The sequence below is a fragment of the Photobacterium aquae genome (assembly GCF_001029445.1).
Classification (GTDB): Bacteria; Pseudomonadota; Gammaproteobacteria; order Enterobacterales; family Vibrionaceae; genus Photobacterium; species Photobacterium aquae.
In genome coordinates this window covers 1-20,639 of record NZ_LDOT01000039.1, presented here as the reverse complement: position 1 = coordinate 20,639, position 20,639 = coordinate 1, and the positions used below count along the sequence as shown (strand labels likewise).

The window sequence follows — 20,639 nt, the reverse complement described above, 5'->3', positions numbered from 1 at the left end:
ATCAGTTTAATCAAAGGCTAATTATCTATCAATCATCAAACGATATAGTGTCTCCATCAACAGCGAGACGCCCGCGCATGAGGGGGATCGCTGTCTTATTTAGCATCAATAGATGGAGAGACAGATATGTCAGATCGCAAAATTCTTGTTACGGGTGCCTCAGGCAAATTGGGTGCGCAAGTGGTTGAAAGTCTGCTGAAGGATCTGGGTGTGAAACCAAGCCAGCTGATTGTGACGACGCGAAATGCCGAGCGACTCCAAACATTGGCTGCGCAAGGTGTCGAAGTGCGCGAAGCTGACTTCTTCAGCGCGGCATCACTGGAAAATGCCTTTCAGGGTGCAGATAGTATGTTGCTGATTAGCATGGATGCCACGGGCCCGCGTACCCAGGCTCACTTAAATGCCGTGGCAGCGGCAGAAAAGGCCGGCGTTGATCATATTGTCTATACCTCGATGGGGGCGGCGCAATCGTCACCGGTTGTTTTTGCCCATGAGCATGCCGCAACGGAAAACGCCATTAACCAAAGTGCCATCGCGAACGCGACGATCCTGCGCAACAACTGGTATTTTGAGAACCTGCCGGAATATTTCGCCAGTGTGTTGCAAACGGGGCATTGGCTGAGCTCTGCCGGAGAAGGCCGAGTGGCACAGCTGTCTCGCAAAGATTTGGCCTTTGCAGCGGCGTCTGCCCTTGTTAAGCCAGCACAGGGCAAGGTGACGTTGGCGATGAACGGCCCGCAGTCACTGACCCACGCCGACATGGCCAAGCTAATCGACAAGGTGCTGGGTACTTCCACCACTATGGTGCATCTGACGGATGAGGACTATCAAGCACAGCTGGAATCATTCGGGCTGCCAGCACCGATAGTGGATTTGTGCGTGACGATGGATCAGCATAACCGCGCCCAGTGTTCAGATGGCACCAGCGAGGCATTTGAAACCCTTACCGGAAAACAGCCTCAACCCTTCGAGGCTTGGCTTCAAGAGCACAAAGCCGATCTCATCAAGCTGGTTGCTTGATAGTACACAAAAGGGACGCCTTGGCGTCCCTTTTGTTGTATGTGGAGACACTTAGCCTGCCACAGGTTCGACATGGTATTGGTGAATTATCATTTTCCCTTCGCTATTCAAAGAAAGTTGCCAGGTTTCGTTGACCAGAATATTGATGGTTTCGCCGTTGAAACACGAAGTTGCTTGGGTATCTGCCTGTAGGCGCACTCGAAGTTCGGCCTCATAGCGATCGCCGTTGGGTTTAATATCGATTTGCTCGATGGTATGGGTGCATCCCGGCTTGAATAGGCTCCGTGCTGTACCGTACCAGTCACGGAAACCGTTGACGCCATTGAAAGTGCCTTCGGGCATATCCATCATGAGATCATTGGCAAGATGCACGGTAAAGCTATCGGTATTCTCCGGTAGTTTATCCATGGTCGCGAACCATTCGATGATCTGTTGCTTGATAATGTTTTCGCTGCTTTGGGCCAGAGTATTGATCTGTTCGGCAAGGCGAACGGCATGGGCTTTGGCTCTGTCTTGCACCTCTGTCAGTTCGTTATAGACCCCTGGGATATAAACCATGCGGTGGCTGTAAACCGGTTTTTGGTAGTTCATCCCTGCCAAATAGGCTGTTTGCTGCAGCGGGTGCATGATCTGTTCGATGGTGAAGTGGTTGTAGCCGAGCGGATCATAGGATTCGGCTGGGCCGCCGATGGTAAAGGATAAAATGAAATCTTTGCCTTTTAGTTTGTCGCCTTTACTGCCGTAGGCGAAGTTGTAGCTAAATACGTCATCGATCCATTTTTTGAGTAGGGCCGGAACGGAATACCAGTAGAACGGAAATTGGAGCACGATGATATCGGCCTTGAGTAGTGCTTGCTGTTCGGCGGCGATATCGATCTGGTAGTCTGGGTAGAGGCTGTCTAGGCGACGCACTTCAAGGCTATCGATACGGCGTTCGAGCTCATTGAGGATCACGGTGTTGGTATTGGAAGACTCAAGGTTTGGGTGGCCTGAAATCACAAGTACATGGCTCATGGTGCTGTCTCCTAGCTATGTGGTGGTCTTATTGCAGGTGTAGGGCCCTGCAATGAAATCTAAAAACGGTTGATGTGGTTGCCAGTGTACGTGAGCCAATAGCTAATGATTAGATGACTTTTCTTTAAATCATTATTAGTCTTTAGCTAATAATAAAGTGTGTACAGTGGTGCTGGGTACACGGTGCCTAGGTGAATACGTGAATGAATGGAACGACATTTAATCAGTTGACAATGTTTCATACGATTGTCAATGAAGGCAGTATTACCAAGGCTGCACAGAAATTGGAAATTGCCTCGCCGTCAGTCAGCAATGCCCTCAAGGCGTTGGAGAATGAGTTGGGGTTGCCTCTATTTACCCGTACAACTCGGCGCATTGAGCTGACCGAGGCCGGTAGGCTGCTGTATGAAAGTACCAAGGGGGCGGTTGCCGAGCTCAATGTGGCTGTTGAAAGTATTAGTGATCTTAGCAAGAGTCCGTCTGGTAAGGTGCGGCTGACGGTGCCGCGTTTTGTCTATCAAACACTTATCAAGCCGGTTTATCCCGAATTTTGCCAGCGTTATCCGTCGATTGAACTAGAGATCTCTATTTCGGATGCTGCCATTGATATTCTCAAAGAGGGGTTTGATGTGGGCATTCGTTTTGGTCATCGTATCGAAGAAGGGATGGTGGCAAGGCCGCTGACTCCGCCGATGAAAGAGGCGTTGTTTGCTTCGCCCGGTTATGTGGCCCATTGGGGGAATCCCTTGCAGCCAGCTGATCTGAAACAACACAGGCTGATCCAGTATCGATTTATTGCGTCTAACCAGTTGGCACCGTTGGTGCTCAATAACCACGGCGAGTCACTGACCGTCGATATGGCCAATGCGCTGGTGGTCAATGATACCGATGTGATGGTGGATGCCGCCCTGAATGGGCTTGGTGTCGGCCGAATTGTCGAACCGATAGTTGCCGGGCATTTCGCCAAAGGGGATTTGGTGCCGGTGCTGGAGGCGTTCTGGCATACCTATCCTGGGGTGTTTATCTATTTTCACAGAAATGCCCAGAAAGCGAAGCGGGTTAGGGTATTGATTGATTTTCTGCTTGAGCGCAGCCAGGTTGTCTGAGTTCTTTGCCTTGTTTAATGGATCAAAAAGCCCTGCTTGATGGGATATACCAACTGGCAGGGCTTTGTCTTTTTAGCTTGTCTTTTTCGTTAGAGCTAAACTAGTTAGCTCGCTTGATATTCCGGGTAATCCAGAAGACCTTTCTCATTGCCCCCAAACAGGGTGTTGGGATCATGCTCGGCCATCGGGTAGCCGTGCTGGATTCGGCTTGGCAGATCCGGGTTTGCGATGAACGGACGGCCAAAGCCAATCATGTCCGCTAAGCCGCTGTCGATAGCTTCGCTCGCTTTGTCGCTGTTGTAGCGACCCGCATAGATGATCACGCCCTTGTAGGCATCGCGTACTGCCTGCTTGAACTCGGCGGGTGTGTCTGGTGCGTCATCCCAATCCACTTCGGCAATATGTACGTAGACCACGTTGAGTGCGTCGAGCAACTTCGCGGCGGCAGTGTAGGTTTCGACGGGCGTCTTATCTACCGTGCCGTTTAGCGAGGTAAACGGTGCAAGGCGAACACCGACACGGTCGGTGCCGATGGCATCGGTCATTGCTTCAACGACCTCGCCCAAAAAGCGCAGGCGGTTTTCGATTGAGCCGCCGTATTCGTCGGTACGGTTGTTGGCTTCTGAATCGATGAACTGGTTCACTAGGTAACCGTTCGCTGCATGCAGTTCGATACCGTCAAAACCGGCCTCAATGGCATTGAGTGCTGCTTGGCGGTATTCGCCAACGACTTTCTTGATATCTTCCTTGGTCATTTCGCGCGGTTCGACAACCTCGACAAAACCCGGCGCATCGGTGCCGTTATCAATGAAGACCTTGACGTTTTCTGCCTTCAGTGCCGATGATGAGATGGGTTGGTTACCACCGATATTATCCGGGTGGGTCACTCGACCAACATGCCACAGCTGGGCAAAGATAGCCCCGTCTTTTTCATGTACTGCATCGGTGACTTTTTTCCATCCGGCAATGTGTTCTTGGGTGTAAATGCCCGGTGTCCAAGCGTAGCCTTGACCCATTTCTGATATCTGGGTTCCTTCGGCAACAATCAGGCCCGCACTTGCGCGCTGTGCGTAGTAGGTAGCCATCATATCGTTGGCGACATTGCCCGGCTGACTGGCGCGAGAGCGCGTCATTGGCGGCATAACAATACGGTTGTTCAGTAATAGCGAACCCAGTGTGATAGGTCGGAAAAGTGCATTGCTCATACTCTGGTCCTCTTATTTGCTGACTTGGATAAGTTCGATTTGGTAGCCGTCCGGATCTTTGACGAAGGCAATATGGGTATCGCCTCCCTTCATTGGTCCCGGTTCGCGGGTAATATTGCCACCCACTGATTTGATAGCGTCGCAGGTTGCGTAGATATCGTCGCAGCCAATTGCAAGGTGACCGAATGCATTGCCAAGATCGTAGTGATCGGTATCCCAGTTGTAGGTCAGCTCGATGGTTGCGCTGTCGTGGCCTTCGTAGCCGACGAAAACCAAGGTGTATCGATATTCGCTGTTTTCGAATTTGTCCAAAACGCTCATGCCTAGCACTTTGGTATAGAACTCAATGGATTTATCTAAATCGGTAACACGAAGCATTGTGTGCAGAAATTTCATGGCGAACCTTCGTTGACATGTTGAACGGGCCAAATGCCGTAGCATTTCAAGGCTGAACTATGCAGGGGATAGCTCGTTGATGAGCACTAAGATAGGCCTTTTTCTGCCAAAAATTAAATTATCATAATTTATAATTTTGATAGCGAAACGTTATTGTTGATGGGTTTTTTGATGAAAATAAAAAAGCACCCGAAGGTGCTTTTGTTCGTTGTTGCCTGCTGTTGCTATAAGGGAGTGTAACGCTGATGCGATTCCCTTAGATTTTGAACTGCGAGGTCATACTGTGCAGGTTGTTGGCCAGTGTCGATAGCTCTTCGCAGGCACGCGAGGTTTGGGTTGAGCCTTCGGTTACTTCGCTGGCTGCCTTGGTGATCCCCGCAACGTTGATCCCCAACTCGTCAGATACGGCAGTTTGCTGCTCGGTGGCGCTGGCGATTTGGCTGCTCATATCGAAGATCTCGGAAACCAGTTGGTTCATCTGTTCGATAACCTCGCCGCTGCGGTTGACGGATTCAACACCGCTGGCAATTTTCACCACGCTTTCGTTCATCGTCATTTCGGCAGCGACCGCCTGCTCCTGCAGGTGCTTGATGATGTTGCCAATCTCTTCGGTTGAGGCTTGGGTACGGGTTGCCAGCGAACGAACTTCGTCAGCAACAACCGCAAAACCACGGCCTTGATCGCCCGCGCGGGCGGCTTCGATTGCGGCGTTTAGGGCAAGCAGGTTGGTTTGTTCAGCAATAGAGTTAATCACATCGACAATAGAGCCAATACGCTGGCTTTCTTCTACCAAGCGGTGGATGCTGTCTGTCGTGTTACCCATTTCTTCTTCAACCAAACGGATTTGGTTGATTGAATCAGAGATTGATTCGCCACCGACTTTGGCATTGTGTGCCGCGTTGTTGGTTGCTGTTGCTGAGTTTTCGGCATTGTTGGCAATATCAAGCGAAGTGCTGCGCATCTCTTCCATAGCGGCGGACAGCGAATCGAGCTGGCTTTGCTGATCCTGCATATTTGCCGAGGTTTGTACCGAGATCGCGCTCACTTCTTCGGCGGCCGTACTCAACTGGGCACTGGATTCAACAATGCGAGATAGCATGGTTTGAATGTTGACGCGCATCTTGTCCAGCGAGCGGGAAAGTTCGCCGAATTCGTTTTTGCCGTCATCAACAATTGATTGGCTCAAATCTCGGTTGCCAATGGCTTCTGCTGATCTCATGGTGACAGAGAGCTGGGTGCTCATCTGGTTTACCATCAAGGTGGCAACGATAGAGGCAGCGATAAGACCGGCAATAAGTACTTGAATAGTCAGCGTGTTACTGTCGTCTGTTTTCTGAAGGCTAGCATCGGCAAAGTTATAGCCGAATTCACCCAAGACATTTTGTAGCTCTGACAGCAGTGGTGTTAGCTCATCGCCCATCGCGACTACCGCTTTTAGCGCGGTATGGTATTGGTCAATGCCGCTATCGAGCATTTGCATCGCTGTTTGGTAGCGTTCTGCCGCAGCCAAGACTTCAGCCGTTGCGGGATCGGCTTGATTTTCTTTTAGGATATTAACGGCGGAAGTGATTTGTTCAAGGGCATTGTCTAGGTAGTTGATGCGCATTCCCGCTACAAAACCGTTGTACCACAGGCCCGCTGTGATCAGATTTTGTGATGCTTCGGTCGCTTTTAGCTTCCATGCTTGGGAGTAATTGGCGGTGGCGACATGTTGGCCGAATTTGCGGAATTTATCACCAGAACCTAGCACACCGTATTTTACCGCTTTGTCTACCAAGCGGTAATAGTCGAACATGTGCTTAGTTTGTTGGACATAAGTAGGAATGAGCGTTTTGATTTTACGGCCCACTTCGGTTGTCGCATCAAACGATTTTGCCATTTCATCTAATTGGCTAAGCGCTGATTCTGCTTTGGCAACGCCATTGAGATCCCGTGGGTTTGCCCAAGTGGTCACAAAGGTTACTCGGGCAATCCAAGCCTGAGATGCAAAGTCCGTTGCAATTTTAAGGTGTTCGATTTCGGTTGCGCGTTGTTGCTGGAATTGGCGCTCATTGTTTTTGTGGCCGCTGTAGAGCCACCATGAAAGTGCCATAATCAATGCCGCCATCATGATGCTTGGCAGCATGACGGATGTGCGGAAGCTAATATCTTTTAAGCGTAGAGGTATCATTCTATTGTTTACTCTTATTGCCACTTCTTGTTTTTGTCCATATCTGCTTACCATTGCCGGCTGACTATTCCATCGCGCACACGCAAGGGCGGCGTAATATAACCGCAAAGTATGATTTTCAGTGATCTTATAAATTGTAATAAAGTGTGATATTTAGCCCAAAAAATGAACGTGCAATCGTTTTTCTTACGAGGAGGGATTAGCGGTATTGAATTAAATTCCCAATGGGTATAACTGCGGCCTTGGCGGTAAAAATTGCTTTTGATGACGATGAGAGTTTTATGTGGTGGCATATCGGCAACCGAAAATAAAAAACCGCTGTACGGAATACAGCGGTACCTTGAATGTGGCGTTTCTTTTTGGGGGTATTCAGAAGCCTTGCCGACTAAGGTAAAAATGAGCAAAGGGTTAAACGGTGATTTCTAGGGTATTGCCTTCTGGATCTCTAATCGCGCATTCGTAATATCCGTCACCTGTTCGGCGTGGCCTGTCGATCACGGTGAAGCCATCCTTGACGAATTGGGCTGACATCCGCTCGACGTCCGCTTCAGAACCCACGGAAAAGGCGAGGTGGGCATAGCCTGTGAGTCCTTCAATACTGTCTGCTTCTGTTGTCCTCTCTGCCATATGCATTAGTTCGATTCTCGTCCCTTCCGGGAATGACAAGAAATATGACGAGAACCCTTTTTTGGGGTTGGTGTATTTGTCATTGCTGCTGGCATTGAAATAGTGCTGGTAGAAGTGTTTCATCTTTTCCAGATCTCGGCACCAAATAGCGATATGTTCAATTTTCATTGTTTTTCTCTTTCTCTGCGTTTTCATCTGGCCATTGGTATAACGCCAGTAGCTCTTGGGTATAGATGATGCACTCTCTTTCGAGCGCGTTGCGGCTTGCGATTAACCGCTCTTGAAAGTAGTTGGATAACGCACGGGCTTGTATGCGTATGTTTGTCTGATTGGTACTTCCTTTGAACATACAACCTCCTTAATGGCTGCCAATCGATAACAAGAGAAGGGCTTGTGGCTCGTTCTATAGAGGTATTGTCATGCAAAACAAGGAAGTGAAAAACTGACGGAATATTTTTATTAATTGCCGTATTTGGCTGTGAGCTGGCAAAATAAGCCCTAATTGGCTGATACAGGGAACAGCTTTGGGCTGAAAGGTGCCGGTTTTGTTGAAGAATAAGCAGTTTTTATATTATTCGCGGTTGTGTGTGCTTGGGGTCCGGCAAGATATTGCGATCACGCTGGATGAAGTGGCCGAGGCGATGTTTACCAGCTCGCGGCATTGCCGGACATTGCTCAGGGAGATGCAGGCGTTGGGGTGGTTGGCATGGTCTCCCAAGGTTGGTCGTAATCAGCGTTCCGGGTTGTACTTGAATTACTCTTTGCCTTCCCTTAAAGCGGAAATTGCCCAGTCGATGATCGCTGAGGGAAAATATGAAAGAGCCTTGGCGTTGATTGACAATGATCAGGCGCTGTTTGGCCAGCTGCTGAAAAAGACCTCCGGTACTAATCGTCGCGAGGGACGCCTTCATATTCAGCTAACCTATACCCGTGCGTTTTCTCCTTTGTTACCCCATTACGCGGCCAGAAACAGCGAGCGGTTTTTCCTTCGCCAGATCTATAGCTGTCTGACTCAATGCGATGCTTTTGGCAATGTGACTGCGGATCTCGCTCATCATTGGGCCTTTGATGAAAACACCTTGCAATGGCGTTTCTATCTTCGGCCACAACTAGTGTTCGATGATGGTAGCGAGTTGGATGCCACGACTGTTGCGGCGTTGTTTAGCCGTTTGAAACAGCGGGATGTTTATCGGCAGGAACTTGAGCACGTTGTCAGTATCGAGGCGGTTAGTTCTCAATGTGTTGTATTTACCCTCAATCAATCTGATTGGGGATTTGCTGGGTTATTGGCGGATGTCCGATATGCCATTCAACCTGTCAGCCAGCTTGAGGCGGCTCCGACAATTGTCGGAAGCGGGGTGTTTAGGGTGCAGGAACACTCTGGGCAACGGTTAAAACTGGAAGCCAACGGGTCTTACCACGGTTATCGGGCGTTGGCCGATACGGTGTCAATTTGGCAGGTGCCTGCCCCCTTGGTGGGGCGCGAGGATACCAAGGGGCCAGCCAGCAAAGCAACGCTGGATGATGCCATGGTGGGTGATGGGGGTACCTGTGCGAACTATCTGTCGCTAAGCGGCAGCAAGGCTCCGGATCATCGTCAGCGAAGCCGGCTTGAAGATGGCTGCCTGTTGGCACTGGTTAACCGGCATGCAGATCTTAATGTCCTGCAGCGTCGCTATTTGGCCCAGTTGTTTGCCAGCGATGAGTTAGTGGATCAATTTAGGCATACCAACAGCGCCATTGATGTCGTGCCTGCTTATAACTTGCTGCCCCAATGGCTGAAGGTGGCCAGTCCTTGCCTTGTTGAGCCTTCGCTGCCGGCGCGGATCAGTATTGGTATTTATCGGCAGCAGGCGTTGCAGGCGGCAGCACAGACGGTTTTGCATTTATTGGCGCAAGTGGGTGTGCAGTGTGATATTACGGTTTATGCCTTTGATGAGTTCAGCCGTATGGCTCAGGAAGGTGCATTGCGTGAGGATCTGCTGATCACCAGCCTTAATTTTGATGACAACCGGCCCTCCTCGGCATTTCGGTGGATGCTTTCTAATCCAGTGTTGTATCAATGCTTGGCTTCTTCTGAAATAGAGTGGCTGCGTTGTGAATTGACCCGAATTCGCCAGACCCAGAAATTACCTGACTACCTTGATCAGTTGGAGGTAATAGCAACGGCATTGATAGCCGATGGTCGTTTGTTGCCGATATTTCATCATCAGCAAGTGCTCAATTTTGATGATGTTTTGAAAGGAGTGGCAATCAATGTGTGGGGGTGGCCGGAGTTGAGGGATGTTTGGTCTGAGGATTGAGTCATTATTCGTGTGCACAGAGACCTAAGCGACATCTCAATGAGGTATCGTGAGGCAATTGGGTTATATGCGGGTTGTTTCATTGTGATGTCGGCTGTATTTACATTCTAGGTTCATTGTCTGGTTGGGTTAGTTTTGTGATATTTCATTCCCTACACATAATTAGGGGATGAAATATGCGTCAGGCATATCGACGTACATTGGCCCGCCTAAGTTGCGCAGCGCTGCTGCTGGGGGGGACTTGGGTCAGTTTTCAGGTTTTGGCCCGTAGCGATCAGCCAAATGATCTGACTTATGAGCGAAATTGCCATCTTGAGGGTATCCGGGAAAAAGTCCATTGTAATACCTTACCTGTTGCCGAAAACCGCAGCGACCCCACGAGCCGGAAAATTGAACTCTCGTATTCGGTCTTGCCAGCACATAAGCAAAAATTTCCCGACGAAGCTTTTGTGATCATTGCTGGGGGACCCGGCCAGGCGGTGTCGGATTACGCTGGGGTATTTGATAAGGTATTTTATGCCATCCGCCAGAGTCGGGATATTATTCTGCTGGATCAGCGGGGAACGGGGCGCTCCAACCCTTTGAACTGCGAGTCGGGCGAAGAGATGTCCGACTTGAGTTTTGATGATCGTGCCATTGATTATTCCGCCCTCGCCAAGGCGTGCCGAGAGGAAATTAAAGCTGATGTCAGCCAGTACGGTTCGTTACATGCGGTAGCGGATTTGGACGCATTGCGTCAGCATCTTGGGTACCGCAAACTGCATCTCTATGGCGTATCCTACGGGACTCGTGTCGCCCAACTCTATTTGAAAAAGTACCCTGATCATGTCGCGACAGTGAGCTTGGATGCGGTGATGCCGCTGGAAAAAAGCTTATTGAATAGCGATGGCAATGTTGCCCGAAGTGTATCCGGCCTGCTGGCACAATGTGCGGCGGACCCTGATTGTCACCGTTTCTTCCCTGATCTCGATAACAAGCTCAAAAGCATCAGCCGTTCATTGGCTGATCAAGTGGTTGATATCGAAACCATGCATCCCATCAGTGGTGAGATAGGCACCGTACGTTTAACGGAAACAAAGTGGGAGAGTCTGATCCGCGCGGGTCTCTATGCCGATTCATCGCGGGCGATGCTGCCTTTTGTTATTGACCGCGCCGCCAAGCAGCAATTTAGCGCCATTGTTGGTTTGCTTTCTTCATGGAACCAGAATTTGACCATGTCGATGGGGATGCATGCCTCGGTTGTCTGTGCGGAGGACTGGGGAAGGGCAACTGACACCGTACGCCAGCAGATGGCGCACGATAATGACTATGGTGCTCGCCAGTCGTTGGCGCTGTATCAGGCTTTTTGCCGCGAGTGGCAGATCCCCTTGGTTGAGCCGGTTGAATTTGAACAGTTTGAATCGAAAGTGCCGGTTCTGATGCTATCTGGTGGGTATGATCCTGTGACCCCACCAGAATGGGCGAAGCCGCTCGAAACGGATTTTTCTAACTCCTTGCACCTCGTCTCGCCGTATTCTTCCCACGGCCTTGCCCTGCAAACCTGTGCCAATGGCATTATTGCCGATTTTGTTGATAAACAGCAGCTCGATGAGCTTGATACGGATTGTATCGACAACCGCCAGCCACGTAAGTTTTGGCTGAGCCCCAACAGTGCCGAGCCACGGTTTACCCAAGAAAAAAAACGCAACAAGGAGGACGCATCATGATCAACGTTGAAGGGTTGACCAAGCGCATCGGTGAGATACAGGCGCTTAACGGTTTGAGTTTCAGTGCGGCTGATGGCCAGATCACCGGTATTCTCGGGCCTAACGGTGCGGGCAAGACGACGTGTCTTCGCACAATGTTCGGCTTGTTGAAGCAAGATGAGGGCAAGGCGTATGTTGATGGTATCGATGTTCATCATGATCCGATTGCGGCAAAGCAGCGGTTGGGACTGTTTCCTGATCCTTTCAGCCTTTACGAGCATCTGACCACCCGTGAATATCTAGAATTCAATGCCCAGCTCAGTGGCTTGCGGCCAGCGGACGTTAAGGCGGCCGTAGATTGGGTTATTGCCGAGCTGGATATGGATTCGATTGCAGATAGGAAAACCAAGGGGTTTTCCCAAGGCCAGAGGATGAAAGTCGCCTTGGGGCAAGCTATCGTCCATCGGCCGCAGAATATTATTTTGGATGAGCCGACCCGAGGGCTGGACGTAATGAGTACCCGTGTGTTGCGCCAGTTGCTGAATAACCTCAAGCGACAAGGGCACTGCATCGTATTTTCAAGCCATGTGATGCAGGAAGTCAGTGCACTTTGTGATCATGTGGTGGTGATGACCGAGGGGAAGGTCGTGGCCAGTGGCAGTCCCGCGTCGCTGTGTGCCTCAACCCGCAAGGAAACATTGGAAGAGGCATTTATCTCGATTATCGGTACGGATGAGGGGATCGCGGCATGATGACGATACTCAGGGCCTTGTTTGTCAAAGAGTGGAGGCAGGCCACGCGCTGTTCGCGTACGTTGCTGGCAGGTTTGTATTTTGCCATCGGCGCGCCGCTTCTGACGGTGTTGGGATTTTCTTTTGGAATGTCGATGATAGGGGATAATTCGGCAACGAAAATTCATATTGTGGGGAAAGGCATGGCGCCGGATCTGGTGGCATTTCTCAATAACTATCAGATCGAGCATGTCCCAGAGGATGACGCCCATTTTACCTTGGTGATCGGCGATCGTTATGCAGAGCAGATGCATATCGCAGAGCCTGCCACGGTGACGATTGTGGCGGATTTTTCGGATGAAAAATTGATGGGGAAATTGTCGCGGGTGCAAGCCTTGCTGCAGGGGTATTCGGCGGAGGTCGCCTCGCTGCGCCTGCTATCGAGGGGGGTCGACCCTGTCGTGATCAATCCGCTGGATATTCAGGTCAAAGATATCTCGTCGAGCCAGGATAAAGGCGCGCTTTTTGTCGGGATGATTTTATTTTTATTCATCTATTCATTGTTTATTTCATGTTTGAGCATGGCCATTGATACAACCGCTGGCGAGCGGGAGAAAGAGACGTTGGTGTTATTGCTCAGTCATCCGGTCATGCCACAGACGATTATTATTGCCAAGGTATTGTGCGTGTCGTTGATGTCTTATATCGGTTATTTGCTCAGCGTGTTATCAACGAAGTTCATCTTGCCGTTTGCGCCGTGGGATGAGCTGGGCATGAAGGTTGAGATTGGAACGGAAATGGTACTGGTACTGGCTGTGATTGGCTTGCCGTTGGCATTTCTTTGTTCGTCGTTTTTGATGCTGACGTCATTTTTGGCCAAGTCATTCAAAGAGGCCCAATCCTATGTCACGTTTGCCTTGATTGTGCCGATGCTAGCGATCAGTGCGGTGATGTTCAATGTTGCCGGCGGGAGCATTGAATATTGGCCGTTGGTCGGCCAGACCTATACCTTGCTTGAATTTGTGGGAGGCCAAGAGATTAGCACCGTGGCCGTATTAGTTCAGGCTGGAGGGACACTGGCTCTAACGGCACTGCTGGTGCTGGCAATGGCCAAGCTGCTGCGGCGAGAGGCGTTTATTTTCGGCTAGTTGGATAAAACATCTGCGATTGGCAAGCAAAACAAGCGTCTGGGTGGTGTGTTCTTAGATAGCGGTAAAATGGCGTCTGCGCGCACGGTAGCGATCATGCGATTAGGGTATAACTATACTTCTACTGGTATGTACATTGAAGGAACCGCAATGAAAACCTTTCCAGCCGGATTTTTGTGGGGCGGCGCTATCGCAGCCAATCAGGTCGAAGGCGCATTTGAGACGGATGGCAAAGGGCTGTCGACGTCAGATATGCTCCCTAATGGTATTTTGAGTCCGCATCAAAGCCGTGACGAGAGAACGCCGGGGATCAAGGATTTGGCGATTGATTTCTACCATCGCTATCCGGAAGATATCGCGTTGTTCAAGGAGATGGGGTTTACCTGCTTACGCCTATCGATAGCCTGGAGCCGGATTTTCCCAAATGGCGATGAGGCAGAACCTAACGAGGCCGGGCTGGCGTATTACGACCGGATTTTTGATGAGCTAGCCCATCATGGGATCACACCGTTTGTCACCTTATCCCATTATGAAATGCCTTACTATTTGGCTGAACACTATGGTGGCTGGGCAGATCGTCGTTTGATTGGTTTTTTTGAGCGTTACGCCAGTACGGTGTTCCAGCGTTATCAGGATAAGGTAAAGCTCTGGCTGACATTCAATGAGATCAATATGTCTCTTCATGCCCCGTTTACTGGGGTCGGGTTGGATGAAGCCGCATCAGAAGCTGAAATCTATCAGGCCATTCACCATCAGCTGGTGGCAAATGCCAAGGCGGTGTCTCTTTGTCATGCGATGATCCCTGATGCCCAAATTGGCAATATGCTGCTGGGGGCGATTAACTACCCGTATACCTGTAATCCGGATGATGTGATTGCGGCTATGCATGAAAACAACAAATGGTTGTTTTTCGGGGATGTTCAGACCCGTGGTCGCTATCCGGGCTATATGCTGCGCTATTTTAGGGAAAATGGTATTGAGATTACTATGGCCCCGGGGGATTTGGAGGCGATTGCGGCTGCCAGTGTCGATTTTATCTCGTTTAGCTATTATGCGAGTGGGTGTGCCAGCGCTGATCCCAAGCAAAAAGAAGTCGGAAACATTGTTGATAGCGTGCCGAACCCTTATCTAGAGAAAAGCCAATGGGGCTGGTTGATTGATCCTAAAGGATTGCGGATTTTGCTGAATTTCCTTTATGACCGTTATCAAAAGCCTTTGTTTGTGGTTGAAAATGGTCTGGGTGCCCGTGACGAAGTCAATGAGCAGGGGGAGATTGAGGATGATTACCGTATCGCCTATCTCAATGACCATTTGGTTCAGGCTCGTGAGGCGGTATTGGATGGTGTGGAGCTTATGGGGTTCACATCATGGGGCCCGATTGATTTGGTAGCCAATTCAACGGCAGAAATGAGTAAACGCTATGGATTCATCTATGTTGACCGCCATGATGACGGCAGTGGTGAGCTTACCCGGATGCGTAAAAAGAGTTTTGGTTGGTATAAGCAGGTAATTGCCACCAATGGGGCCTCATTAAAGAGTCGTTAGTACCTGATTATTATGTGAAAAAAGCCACCTTTCGGTGGCTTTTTTGTTTTTGAGGTAACGCAATGTGCTGGAATTTTTACGCAGTTATCGAGTGTGTTAGTTCACTAGAGTAACCTGCTGTTCACAACGGTAGCCCTTTTATTGCACCGCATTTTCCTTTGCTTTTGTATTGGTGTGGGTAAATAAACCTTGGTTAGGCTTGTCCATCATTTGGTCATACAGGGCGACCGTTTCCTCAAACTGGCGTTTTTCTTTGCTCGGTACGGATGAGGCCATTGGAATATTGGCTGTCATCGGGTTGACCGGGCGGTTGCGGATTAGAAACTCGTAATGGATATGAGGACCGGTTACACGGCCGGTTGCGCCAGCCAATGCAATCTTCTGTCCACGGGAGACTTTCTGTCCTTTATGAACCAGAATCTTGCTGTTGTGCAGGTAGCGGGTGCGGTAGTTTGTACCGTGCTGGATCACGATATATTTCCCAGCGTAAGGGTGGCTGACCGTCTGGATCACGACACCGTCACCGGTGGATAACACTGGGGTGCCTTTCGGTGTGGCAAAGTCAACGCCGTTATGTGGCGAAACTCGCCCAGTTACCGGATGGCGACGTTTAGGGTTGAAGCTTGAGCTGATGCGGTACTTGCGGTTGGCATCATAAGGGTAGCGTAGGAATGCACGTTGTAGGCTATCGCCTTTGGCATCGTAGAAGTTACCGTCGCTGTGTAGGTAGGCCGAGATTGTTTGGCCACGGTTGTGGATGCGAATAGCGCGGATCTCATGTTGGCCGGTAAGCTCTTTGTCTACCGACTGACGGGAAACAACCACTTCGAAGTTGTCACCGGCACGAAGATCGCGGGCAAATTTCATTTTGTCTTTGAGTAAATTGGTGATTTCATAAATTTCGGTGGCATTGAGGCCTGCTTTTTCGGCAGAGACAGAGAAGCTGCCGTGGATCTCCCCAGTGGCGATAAGATCATCCCAGTCACCAGGAATATTGATTTCTTCAATTTCAAAGCCATTGTCATCAACGCGCTTGTAGGCCACGATTTGGGCTCGGTTGAATTCAAGCTCTAGACGTTCAAGTTGGTTGGTCCCATCGGCTAACCAGAAACGTAGTTTATTGCCTGGCTGAAGGGTATCGATTTTAAGGTGGTTGAGATCAGCTTCCATTAATTGTTGCATGCTGGCAATAGGCACATGGAGGCGAGAAAAGATACCACTGAGGGTATCGCCCTTTTTGATCGTGTATTCAAAACGAGGTTGTTCAATACGGGTAGGATTATCGCTTTGAGTCGGTGCCCACGGGGCAGAACTAACAAGATTCAGAGGGATAGTGCGGTCCGTTTGCGACGGGGTACTGAACAAGACGGCCAATGTGATAAAAGAGAGGCTGGCAACCCCCAAAATTGTAGCCGGCATCCACTTTTTGGATTGCACTGAAGGTTTGTTAGATATCATGGCATTCTTCGTTTTATTAGTTTAGTCAGTACTGGCTTGGTGTTGATTGCCGTCCGTGATGGCAAATTCCAACGTTACGTTTAACCGTTTTGTGTAAAACGTGCGCAGTACTATACGTCCTAGCAAGGAAGCATGACGAAGGTACGTTGTACTCATGCTGGTTGCTTCCTTGCAAAATTCTTTTAAATTATCAATCGCACGATTGATTGCCTAAAATGGCTCTATTTTCGGTATCGTCTCAAAATGATACACATGAGCGTTACACTGAAAAATTCAATCAAGATATTATTTTTTCACTTTTTACTCAGTCTAGTGTGCCATACAAGGAAATTTTTTGTGTAAAAAAGCCGATGCAAACCACAGAAAAATACCTTTTAGTACACGAAATATGTAAAAAACGTGACCTGTGTAATGTTTTTTACTGCATCAATTCACGCAATGTGACAAAACGAGCGAAAACAAGTTATAAGCATAAATCTGACATACTCAACGTTAATATCAGCATCATCACGCATATTCTGCACCTGCTTTCTGACAAGTCTATGAGGAAAAAGTTCTACATAAAGGCAGAATTATCTGTAAGTTATTGTCAGGAACGACGGTTGAGGATGGATCTGAGTACATTCAGTCTATTTTGAATTCTGTATATAGATGTGAGCTCGATGATAAGGGGACAAATTTATCTTGAAGAAGGACGTATTGACCGTTGATACGATGAAAGAAGTAAGTGAAGTGGTTGGTAAGGCAGGTAAACAGCAAGGCCATCGCGGCCTTGCTGTATCAGTAATAGAATAACGCTTATAGGTAGCGGATGTTTACTGCTTCAAGTGCGCAGTTTGAATCATCCACGGTAAATTCAACCATGCTACCAGATTCAGGCTGTTGTAGGCTGGTAATCTGGCAAGCTGAGAAATTGATATCGCCACCCAGATCACAGGTAATCATGCCTGTGTTGTTTGCTGGGTTAAAGCTGCGAATAATACCTGTTTGTGCATTCATGGTGTTTTCCTTTTCCCATTACCTGCGGTTGGCACCTTGTGCTTGTCTTGGCTAAATGCTAGAGCAGGTGTTTTGGGATAAATTGAGTATTAACAGTGCGTTCTTAGCCAGAGGCAATGAATCACACCGAGTTCCAAAACCAGCCCTTGTAATCATCACATTGGGCTGAGTTACTCAACAACCTTCCTAATTGTTTACCGGAGCTCACCTAACTCACGGCAACGCTTGCAGTCATTCGCAACATATGTCTGCAAGGGGGGGATCATTGTTCTACGTTGAGGATGCAGCTGACTTTGGCGAGAAGTGAGGCATGGACGTGGAAAATGAAAGATCGGTTAAAGGTCTGAGTAACAGACCAATCAACACTAACTATAAATTTGATTCTTGTAAACAGACCAAATTGCAAAAATATGTGACTTTTATCGATTTTTGTTACTTGAAATGAAAGTGTTGAAATAAAAATTAAACTTATCACACTGTTTTTAATGGTTTTATTGGGTATGTGGCTTGGCGTTGAATGGCATTGGTATAATGCGTGTTTTTTTCTGTGCAATAAATCAAGCGGTGTCTATTTGACCGTGTTGGCTAACTGTTCGACATGGCTTTATGTGAAACGTTCTTTTCTGGCAGACCAAAAATGCAGTAGTAGTGAGAAGGTGTTGTACTTTATTCGCAGGCTGTCTGGGTTTTCTGACGTAATACTTACGTTTATATGACGCTATACCAACATAAGGCGCGCTATAATTTTGTCCACGCATTGAGATTGTATTCACAAGGATTACACCATGAAAAAAACCTTTATTGCACTGGTAGTTGCTGGCTTTGTTTTGGCTGGCTGTGATCAGCAGGGCGCAAATGACCCTGCCGCACAATCAAATGATAGCCAGGCGGTGGTTGAAACGACGGTTGTAGAGGATGGAGCGGGCGAAACCGTAGATCTTGTCGTAACAGAAACAGAGCAAGCCGAGCAGCCAGTTGTTGATGGCGCGCATAATGCTCAAAATGCCTTGGACTGGAATGGAACGTATACTGGTATTTTGCCATGTGCTGATTGTGAGGGAATTAAAACCGAGCTGGTGCTCGGGCAGGATGGTACGTTTAACCTGACGGAAGTCTATCTGGGTAAAAAAGACGGAACGTTCGAGCATGACGGCACATTTAATTGGAATGCAGCCGGTAATACGATAGCTTTGCCGGGGATCAGCGATCAGCCGATTCAATATTTTGTAGGGGAGAACCAACTGTTCCGTTTGGATCGCGAAGGCAATCGCGTTACTGGTGAATTGGCAGATCACTATACGTTGAAGAAACAGTAAGTTTGTTGTTTAGCAAAAGAGCGCCAGTAGGCGCTCTTTTTGTTTTAGGGCTGCTGGCTGTTATTTGCTCAGAGCTTGATCAAGCCACTGATCGAAATGGCCTTTTGGTAGTGCGCCATTGATAGTGTCGGCGAGTTGACCGTTTTTAAATACCATGATGGTTGGAATGCTACGGATTCGGTATTGGGCTGCAAGTGCTTGCTGGGCTTCGGTATCAATTTTTACGAAGCGTACATCACCGTTACGTTCTTTGGCGACATCTTCGAAAACAGGAGCGAAACCGACACAAGGGTTACACCACGGTGCCCAGAAATCGACAACTACAGGCTTGTCACCTTGTAATAATGACAGGAAGTTATCTGATGTCCCTTCAACGGGTTTGCCGTCAAGCAGTGGCTCTTTGCAGACGCCGCATGTCGCGACATCATCTAGGCGCTCGGTAGGGATACGGTTCATCGCTTTGCAGTGAGGGCAGCGGGTAGTCATCGAAGTCATAATTGCGTTCCGTTTTATTTTGTTACGCACTAATGTAACGACTACCCAAGTATTAGGAAAGTAGGAATAACAGATTGTTGTGATAGACGATTTCTATCAAGCCTTGCTCTGCTATTACAAGGTTATGAGGTTAGTGTATCAATCCGAGTTCCTTGGCCTCTTCGATGGTCAAGCCACAGGCTCGGATGTCTCGGAGCATCTCAATCCGACGTCGTGCTTCGGCTTGTTGGCGTTTGTTCCGGGAAATATTTGACGCTGTTTCGTCTTTGAAGTCCCATTTTGATGACACGTCTGCAATTTCACTATGGTCGATAGAATTGATAGACACAATTACCTCCTGATAAAACCCTGCGTCGACCTTGCGTTATCTTTATCAAACGATTTTTGGGTGGTTAAGCACTATCGGATGACTTTGTGATATGTCCCATAATTGTGAGAAATGAATGAAATCTTGCTTTGAGAAGGGATAAAACAAGAGTAGTGTTGAAGATTCCTCCCCAGTGAAAATGCTGTTGGATCTTGTTCAAGTTTTCTACACCAGCAGTAAATAGCGAAAAATAGCCGATCTTCCCAATATGTACGCTTATTAATCACTCTGCCTGTATTGTGGTCTATGGATGATGATGTTCTGTTGTGGCTGCATAAATGTGGGTAAACAACCGGGGCAGAGATAGCGGGCTTGACCTTCCTGTAGCTGGAAGCATTATTTTGGCGATACAGAATAAAGAGGGGGAGTTATGGGATGTTGTAATCAAGCACCGAAGGGAGGAACGACCCGTTTGGCCTTGCTCTTGAAAGCCATGGGTGGTTTGCTGCTCTTTGTTTTGCTACTGGCCTGGTTGTTTGGGTAATTATTGGTAGCAAGATCAAGCCGGTATTTTAGCCCCGTTACTATATATGGCAGGTAAAAGCTGGTTTACTGGCAGTGATAAATGCATTCCGGTGCATTTGCATGGGATAGTGATGCTTCATTGGTGATCATTGTGGCTTGATATTGTGCGGTTGGCTTTTTTTGTGAAATTTGTACTTTACAGGATACAAAGAAGCCCTTATTATTCACCGCACTTACGGAGGGATGGCTGAGTGGTTGAAAGCACCGGTCTTGAAAACCGGCATACGTTTATAGCGTATCTAGGGTTCAAATCCCTATCCCTCCGCCACATTCTAGAGATTGGGCGAAAGCCGAGTTTCATAAAGAATTGGAGCGGTAGTTCAGTTGGTTAGAATACCGGCCTGTCACGCCGGGGGTCGCGGGTTCGAGTCCCGTCCGCTCCGCCACTACAACGAAGCCTCAGCAGAAATGCTGGGGCTTTTTTGTGTGCGTTGAATTTAAGTTCGCCCTGCGGTCGAATGAGTCCCGCTGGAGTGCCAGCCCAGCCGTTCCGCCACTACAACGAAGCTTCAGCAGAAATGCTGGGGCT

At 48.7% G+C, this 20,639-nt stretch carries 18 protein-coding genes and 2 tRNA genes; 10 read left to right on the top strand and 10 right to left on the bottom strand.

Translation table 11 applies throughout. From position 1 onward, the window contains the following. The first annotated feature begins 126 nt into the window (after nucleotides 1-126). A complete protein-coding gene (locus ABT56_RS20675; protein ID WP_047880823.1) occupies nucleotides 127-1,020 on the top strand; it encodes an SDR family oxidoreductase in 894 nt (297 codons plus the stop codon). Between the two features lie 51 nt (nucleotides 1,021-1,071). Here ABT56_RS20675 and ABT56_RS20670 read toward each other — a convergent pair whose 3' ends face one another. Further along, a complete protein-coding gene (locus ABT56_RS20670) occupies nucleotides 1,072-2,034 on the bottom strand; it encodes an NAD(P)H-dependent oxidoreductase (RefSeq protein WP_047880822.1) in 963 nt (320 codons plus the stop codon). A 203-nt stretch (nucleotides 2,035-2,237) separates the two neighbouring features. Here ABT56_RS20670 and ABT56_RS20665 point away from each other — a divergent pair, with 203 nt between their 5' ends. Further along, the gene (locus ABT56_RS20665; RefSeq protein WP_047880821.1) at nucleotides 2,238-3,140 is read left to right on the top strand and encodes a LysR family transcriptional regulator; all 903 of its coding nucleotides are present in this window, start codon (nucleotides 2,238-2,240) and stop codon (nucleotides 3,138-3,140) included. A 104-nt stretch (nucleotides 3,141-3,244) separates the two neighbouring features. Here ABT56_RS20665 and ABT56_RS20660 read toward each other — a convergent pair whose 3' ends face one another. From ABT56_RS20660 to ABT56_RS20640, 5 genes are all read right to left on the bottom strand, one after another. Next, on the bottom strand, nucleotides 3,245-4,345 hold the full coding sequence (locus ABT56_RS20660) for an alkene reductase (protein WP_047880820.1): 1,101 nt from the start codon (nucleotides 4,343-4,345) through the stop codon (nucleotides 3,245-3,247). A gap of 12 nt (nucleotides 4,346-4,357) precedes the next feature. Beyond that, nucleotides 4,358-4,741 (bottom strand): lactoylglutathione lyase, encoded by a 384-nt coding sequence (gloA, locus tag ABT56_RS20655; protein ID WP_047880819.1) that lies wholly within the window; start codon nucleotides 4,739-4,741, stop codon nucleotides 4,358-4,360. 256 nt (nucleotides 4,742-4,997) lie between these two features. After that, nucleotides 4,998-6,911: a methyl-accepting chemotaxis protein gene (locus ABT56_RS23420; protein WP_169753955.1), complete on the bottom strand. Its 1,914-nt coding sequence runs from the start codon at nucleotides 6,909-6,911 to the stop codon at nucleotides 4,998-5,000. A 408-nt stretch (nucleotides 6,912-7,319) separates the two neighbouring features. Continuing rightward, nucleotides 7,320-7,706 carry a VOC family protein gene (locus tag ABT56_RS20645; RefSeq protein ID WP_047880818.1) on the bottom strand — a complete coding sequence of 129 codons (387 nt, stop codon included), beginning with the start codon at nucleotides 7,704-7,706 and terminating at the stop codon, nucleotides 7,320-7,322. Continuing rightward, complete coding sequence (locus ABT56_RS20640; RefSeq protein ID WP_047880817.1) at nucleotides 7,696-7,887, bottom strand: hypothetical protein; 192 nt, start codon at nucleotides 7,885-7,887, stop codon at nucleotides 7,696-7,698. The genes ABT56_RS20645 and ABT56_RS20640 overlap by 11 nt, the downstream gene beginning before the upstream one ends. Nucleotides 7,888-8,074: 187 nt before the next feature. Between ABT56_RS20640 and ABT56_RS20635 the strand changes: the two genes are divergently transcribed. The 5 genes from ABT56_RS20635 (at nucleotide 8,075) to ABT56_RS20615 (ending at nucleotide 14,950) form a co-directional block, all read left to right on the top strand. Beyond that, nucleotides 8,075-9,841 carry an SgrR family transcriptional regulator gene (locus ABT56_RS20635; RefSeq protein ID WP_240478372.1) on the top strand — a complete coding sequence of 589 codons (1,767 nt, stop codon included), beginning with the start codon at nucleotides 8,075-8,077 and terminating at the stop codon, nucleotides 9,839-9,841. Between the two features lie 176 nt (nucleotides 9,842-10,017). Next, a complete protein-coding gene (locus tag ABT56_RS20630; protein WP_053062591.1) occupies nucleotides 10,018-11,547 on the top strand; it encodes an alpha/beta fold hydrolase in 1,530 nt (509 codons plus the stop codon). Further along, nucleotides 11,544-12,278 (top strand): ABC transporter ATP-binding protein, encoded by a 735-nt coding sequence (locus ABT56_RS20625; RefSeq protein ID WP_047880815.1) that lies wholly within the window; start codon nucleotides 11,544-11,546, stop codon nucleotides 12,276-12,278. The genes ABT56_RS20630 and ABT56_RS20625 overlap by 4 nt, the downstream gene beginning before the upstream one ends. Continuing rightward, entirely contained in the window at nucleotides 12,275-13,405 is a 1,131-nt protein-coding gene (locus ABT56_RS20620; RefSeq protein WP_047880814.1) for an ABC transporter permease, read from the top strand. The genes ABT56_RS20625 and ABT56_RS20620 overlap by 4 nt, the downstream gene beginning before the upstream one ends. Before the next feature lie 150 nt (nucleotides 13,406-13,555). Then, nucleotides 13,556-14,950 (top strand): glycoside hydrolase family 1 protein, encoded by a 1,395-nt coding sequence (locus tag ABT56_RS20615; RefSeq protein ID WP_047880847.1) that lies wholly within the window; start codon nucleotides 13,556-13,558, stop codon nucleotides 14,948-14,950. Between the two features lie 138 nt (nucleotides 14,951-15,088). Here ABT56_RS20615 and ABT56_RS20610 read toward each other — a convergent pair whose 3' ends face one another. Together ABT56_RS20610 and ABT56_RS20600 are read right to left on the bottom strand one after the other, a co-directional pair. Then, nucleotides 15,089-16,408 carry a peptidoglycan DD-metalloendopeptidase family protein gene (locus tag ABT56_RS20610; RefSeq protein WP_047880813.1) on the bottom strand — a complete coding sequence of 440 codons (1,320 nt, stop codon included), beginning with the start codon at nucleotides 16,406-16,408 and terminating at the stop codon, nucleotides 15,089-15,091. A 798-nt stretch (nucleotides 16,409-17,206) separates the two neighbouring features. Further along, nucleotides 17,207-17,407, bottom strand: a complete 201-nt coding sequence (locus tag ABT56_RS20600) for a cold-shock protein (protein ID WP_047880811.1) — start codon at nucleotides 17,405-17,407, stop codon at nucleotides 17,207-17,209. Nucleotides 17,408-18,192: 785 nt separating this feature from the next. Here ABT56_RS20600 and ABT56_RS20595 point away from each other — a divergent pair. Beyond that, nucleotides 18,193-18,723, top strand: coding sequence for a copper resistance protein NlpE (locus tag ABT56_RS20595; RefSeq protein ID WP_047880810.1), 531 nt, complete (start codon nucleotides 18,193-18,195; stop codon nucleotides 18,721-18,723). Nucleotides 18,724-18,783: 60 nt separating this feature from the next. Here the strand turns inward: ABT56_RS20595 and trxC are convergent, their stop codons facing one another. Both trxC and ABT56_RS20585 read right to left on the bottom strand, forming a co-directional pair. Further along, a complete protein-coding gene (gene trxC, locus ABT56_RS20590; protein WP_047880809.1) occupies nucleotides 18,784-19,218 on the bottom strand; it encodes a thioredoxin TrxC in 435 nt (144 codons plus the stop codon). Between the two features lie 130 nt (nucleotides 19,219-19,348). Continuing rightward, a complete protein-coding gene (locus ABT56_RS20585; protein WP_047880808.1) occupies nucleotides 19,349-19,546 on the bottom strand; it encodes a hypothetical protein in 198 nt (65 codons plus the stop codon). Nucleotides 19,547-20,287: 741 nt separating this feature from the next. On the opposite strand from ABT56_RS20585, the gene ABT56_RS20580 reads away from it, so the two are divergent. Beyond that, a tRNA-Ser gene (locus tag ABT56_RS20580) sits at nucleotides 20,288-20,378 on the top strand. 41 nt (nucleotides 20,379-20,419) lie between these two features. Beyond that, nucleotides 20,420-20,496 (top strand) — tRNA-Asp (locus ABT56_RS20575). Nucleotides 20,497-20,639: the final 143 nt, after the last annotated feature.